Raw genomic sequence first — 3,862 nt, 5'->3', positions numbered from 1 at the left:
GAGTTTGTGCGGTGGCGCCCGCGTATCCCACCGCCCGCGCCGGGGCGGAGCGCGAGGCCCGGCGCGGCGGCGCGGGGTGTGGGCGGCGCAGATAACCCACGTGCCCCGGTGGGCGGCGGCGGCGTAGCGCCGCCCGGGGCCGGTGCCCCCGGCGCCAGGCCCGCGCCGGCCCCCGCTCCCGCCGGTGCGCCCCGGCCGCTGCACGGCGATCCGTTCGCCACCCGCACCCTGCGTGCGCTGCGGGCCGCCCTGGGTTCGTCCGCCGCACGCGCCGTCAACGACGCGACAGGGCTCGCCGAACGCGTCCAGCAACCCATCACGAGCGGACGCCACATCGTCGTGACGAGCATCCGCGGCGGCTCCGGCAAGACGACGGTGGCGGCCCTGCTGAGCCGCACGTTCAACCACTACCGCCACGACCCGGTTCTCACCCTGGAGGCGGACGCCGCGCTCGGGACGCTCGCGGGGCGGCTCGGCGCCGAGACCGTGCGGTGGACGACCGCCGACCTCGCGGGCATCGTCCGGCCGTCGATGCGGCTGACGGACGTGACCGGCTACCTCGTACCGCTGGACGACGGCGGCTGGCTGCTGCCCGGCAGCCGGGGCGATGTCGGGGCGCGCATCGACGTGCCGTCGTACCGGACGGTGATGGTGGCCCTGCGCCGCCACTTCGCGGTGACGGTGGTGGACTGCGAGAGCGTGCCCGGCGAGGTGGCCCGTACGGCGCTGGACACCGCGCACACCCGGGTGCTGGCCGCGCCCGCGACCGTGGAGGGCGTCAACTCCACGCGTGCGGTGCTGGACTGGATGGCCTCGCTGCCGGTGCCGCTGCTGCCCGGGACGGTCGTCGCACTGGCCTGTTCCGCGCCGCACCAGGTACTGGACACGGAGCGCGCGGCCCGCCGGCTGCGGGAGACGGGCGCCGAGGTCGTCGTCCTCCCGTACGACCGGCATCTGGCGGGCGGCGGGGTGATCCGCACGGACCTGCTCGGCGCCCGCACCCGGCTCGCCGCCACCCGCCTCGCGGCGGAGGTCCTGGACCGCGCGCTGCGGCAGCGGCCCGCGGGGTGAACGGTCCCGGCGCTTCCTAGCAACAACCGCCCGGCAGCGTCCGCCGGTTGCGTGCCTCCCTGTTGCGGGCCGCGAGCAGGTCGTCCGCCGGGTAGCCGACCTCCTCCAGGGTCAGTCCGTGCGGCCGTACGACGTGCACCGCCGAGTCCCGTACGCCCGCGGCCAGCACCTTCGCGGGCCACTGGGTGTCCCGGTGCCCGTCGCCGACGAACAGCAGCGCGCCGACCAGCGAGCGCACCATGTTGTGGCAGAACGCGTCGGCGCGCACCGTCGCCGTGACGATCCCGTCCTCGCCCCGCACCCAGTCGAGCCGCTGGAGGGTGCGGATCGTCGTCGCGCCCTCGCGCCGCTTGCAGTACGCGGCGAAGTCGTGCTCCCCGACCAGCCGCGCGGACGCCTCGTTCATCGCGTCGACGTCCAAGTCCCAGTCGTGCCACAGCACATGGCCGCGCAGCAGCGGGTCGACCCCGCCCGGATGGTCGGTGACCCGGTAGGCGTAGCGCCGCCAGACCGCGGAGAAGCGGGCGTTGAACCCGGCCGGCGCGCGCTGCGCCCGCCACACCCGTACGTCGTGGGGCAGCCGTCCCGCGAGGCGCCGCAGCAGCTTGTCCTCGTGCGCCGCCCACACCTCGTCCGGCAGGTCGACGTGCGCGACCTGCCCGCGCGCGTGCACCCCGGAGTCCGTACGCCCGGCGACGGTCAGCTCATAGCCCCGGGGCGAGCGCGTCACCGTGCGCAGCGCGTCCTCGATCTCGCCCTGCACCGTCCTGCGCGCGGTCTGCTTCGCCCAGCCGGAGAAGCCTGCCCCGTCGTACGACAGGTCGAGCCGCACCCGTACGAAACCGGGCGCGGGACCCTCGCCCGCACCGCTGTCCGCCCCGGCCGCCGCCCGGGCCCCGCCGTCTGCCCCACTGTCTCCGCCACTCACGCTCACTCCCCCATCCTCCCAGGCCCGCGATCCGCCCCCGCGGGCGGAACCGGTAGCGTCTGCGTCAACACGACGCCCGCATGTAGCACCCTGAGAGGGACCCCGACCCCATGGCGACGACCATCCGCAAGGCCGTGATCCCCGCAGCAGGACTCGGTTCCCGGCTGCTGCCGCTGACGAAGGCCATCCCGAAGGAAATGCTGCCCGTCGGTGACAAGCCGGTCATCGAACACACCGTGCGCGAGCTGGTGGCGTCCGGGATCACCGACATCACGATCGTCGTCTCGGGCGGCAAGAACCTCATCCAGGACCACTTCCGCCCGAATCCCGCGCTCGTCGCCCAGCTGCGCGCCGACGGCAAGACCGCGTACGCGGACGCCGTCGAGGAGGTCGGAGAGCTGTCCCGCCTCGGTCACATCACGTACCTGGACCAGCACGGCCCGTACGGCAACGGCACCCCCGTCCTGAACGCGGCCCGCAACTTCGGCGACGAGCCGATGCTCGTCCTGTGGCCCGACGACGTCTTCGTGGCCGAGGTCCCGCGCGCGCAGCAGCTGATCCGCGCGTACGAGGCGACGAGCAGCCCGGTCCTCGCACTGCTGCCGATGCGCCCGGCGGAGTCGGGGCGCTACGGCGTCCCTGTGGTCAAGGAGGACCTGGGCGACGGCCAGCTGCGCATCACCGGCCTGGTGGAGAAGCCCGCCCCGGAGGACGCGCCGTCCGCGTACGCCGCGATCGGCGGGTACGTGATCACGCCGGGCATCGTCGACGAGCTGCGCGAGCAGACGAAGCGCTGGTACGAGCACCGCGAGGGCGAGATCTACCTGACGGACGCGATCAACGCGTACGCGTCGAGCCGCGCCGTCTACGGGCAGGTCATCCAGGGCAGCTGGTACGACACCGGCAACCCGGCGGACTACCTGGTCGCCCAGTTCGCCTCCGCACTCTCCCACCCCGAGTACGGCCCCCTCCTGCGCCACATGACCCGAGAACTGGACGGCCCGACAGACGCCTGACACCACCGGCCGCCTCGCGCCGGGCCTGCGTACGGGGCCGCACGGCCGTGCGAGGGGCTCCGTTACGTGGAAAGGCCCGCGCCGCTCCTCCGTGGACGTATCCACGGGAGTGCGGTGCGGGCCTTTCGCTGCCCCCGGCAGGGACGTGGCCAGGACTACTTGGACTCGTCCGTGTCCTCGGCCGGAGCCGCGTCCTCGACCGTCTCGGTCTTGGGCGCGTCCTTCTTCTCGGCGTCTTCCTTGACCGCGCGCTTTGTCGCCGCCTCGGCCTCGCCGGTGGCCTGCTGGGCCACGGTCAGGGCCTCCACCAGCTCGATGACCGCCATGGGCGCGTTGTCGCCACGGCGGTTGCCGATCTTGGTGATGCGGGTGTAGCCACCCGGACGGTTCTCGTAGCGCGGCCCGATCTCGGAGAACAGCCGGTACACGACGTCCTTGTCCGTGATCGTGCGCAGCACCAGGCGACGGTTGTGGATGTCGCCCTTCTTCGCCTTCGTGATCAGACGCTCGGCGACCGGACGCAGGCGGCGGGCCTTCGCCTCGGTCGTCTTGATGCGGCCGTGCTCGAACAGCGACTTCGCGAGGTTCGCGAGGAGCAGCTTCTCGTGCGCGGCGCTGCCGCCCAGTCGGGCACCCTTGGTGGGCCTCGGCATGGTCGTTCTCCTTCTTGTCTGCACCGGCCGTATCAGGTACCGGTGTCAGGTCCGGCGAGCGGTCGCCCGCCGGAGGCTTCCGGGCTGGGCACGGCGGTGGGGGGGGGGGGGGGGGGGGGGGGGGGGGGGCCCCCCCCCCCCCGGGGGGGGGGGGCGGCCCCCCCCCCCCCGGCGGCCGGGGCGGGCCGGCGGAG

The 3,862-nt window shown here is 74.1% G+C and carries 4 protein-coding genes; 2 read left to right on the top strand and 2 right to left on the bottom strand.

The window, feature by feature from the left end; all coding sequences use genetic code 11:
* Positions 1 to 78: 78 nt before the first annotated feature.
* Complete coding sequence (locus LCE31_RS08590; protein ID WP_225013409.1) at positions 79 to 1,071, top strand: type VII secretion protein; 993 nt, start codon at positions 79 to 81, stop codon at positions 1,069 to 1,071.
* A 16-nt stretch (positions 1,072 to 1,087) separates the two neighbouring features.
* Here LCE31_RS08590 and truA read toward each other — a convergent pair whose 3' ends face one another.
* On the bottom strand, positions 1,088 to 1,903 hold the full coding sequence (gene truA, locus LCE31_RS08585) for a tRNA pseudouridine(38-40) synthase TruA (RefSeq protein WP_225013410.1): 816 nt from the start codon (positions 1,901 to 1,903) through the stop codon (positions 1,088 to 1,090).
* A gap of 206 nt (positions 1,904 to 2,109) precedes the next feature.
* Here truA and LCE31_RS08580 point away from each other — a divergent pair, with 206 nt between their 5' ends.
* Positions 2,110 to 3,015, top strand: a complete 906-nt coding sequence (locus tag LCE31_RS08580) for a UTP--glucose-1-phosphate uridylyltransferase (RefSeq protein WP_225013408.1) — start codon at positions 2,110 to 2,112, stop codon at positions 3,013 to 3,015.
* A 155-nt stretch (positions 3,016 to 3,170) separates the two neighbouring features.
* On the opposite strand, the gene rplQ is transcribed toward LCE31_RS08580, so the two are convergent.
* Complete coding sequence (rplQ, locus tag LCE31_RS08575) at positions 3,171 to 3,668, bottom strand: 50S ribosomal protein L17 (RefSeq protein WP_225013407.1); 498 nt, start codon at positions 3,666 to 3,668, stop codon at positions 3,171 to 3,173.
* Positions 3,669 to 3,862: the final 194 nt, after the last annotated feature.

It is taken from the genome of Streptomyces sp. 8L (genome assembly GCF_020176795.1).
Lineage (GTDB): Bacteria > Actinomycetota > Actinomycetes > Streptomycetales > Streptomycetaceae > Streptomyces.
Note: the sequence above shows the minus strand (reverse complement) of the source record. Positions and strands in the feature narration are given on the sequence as shown.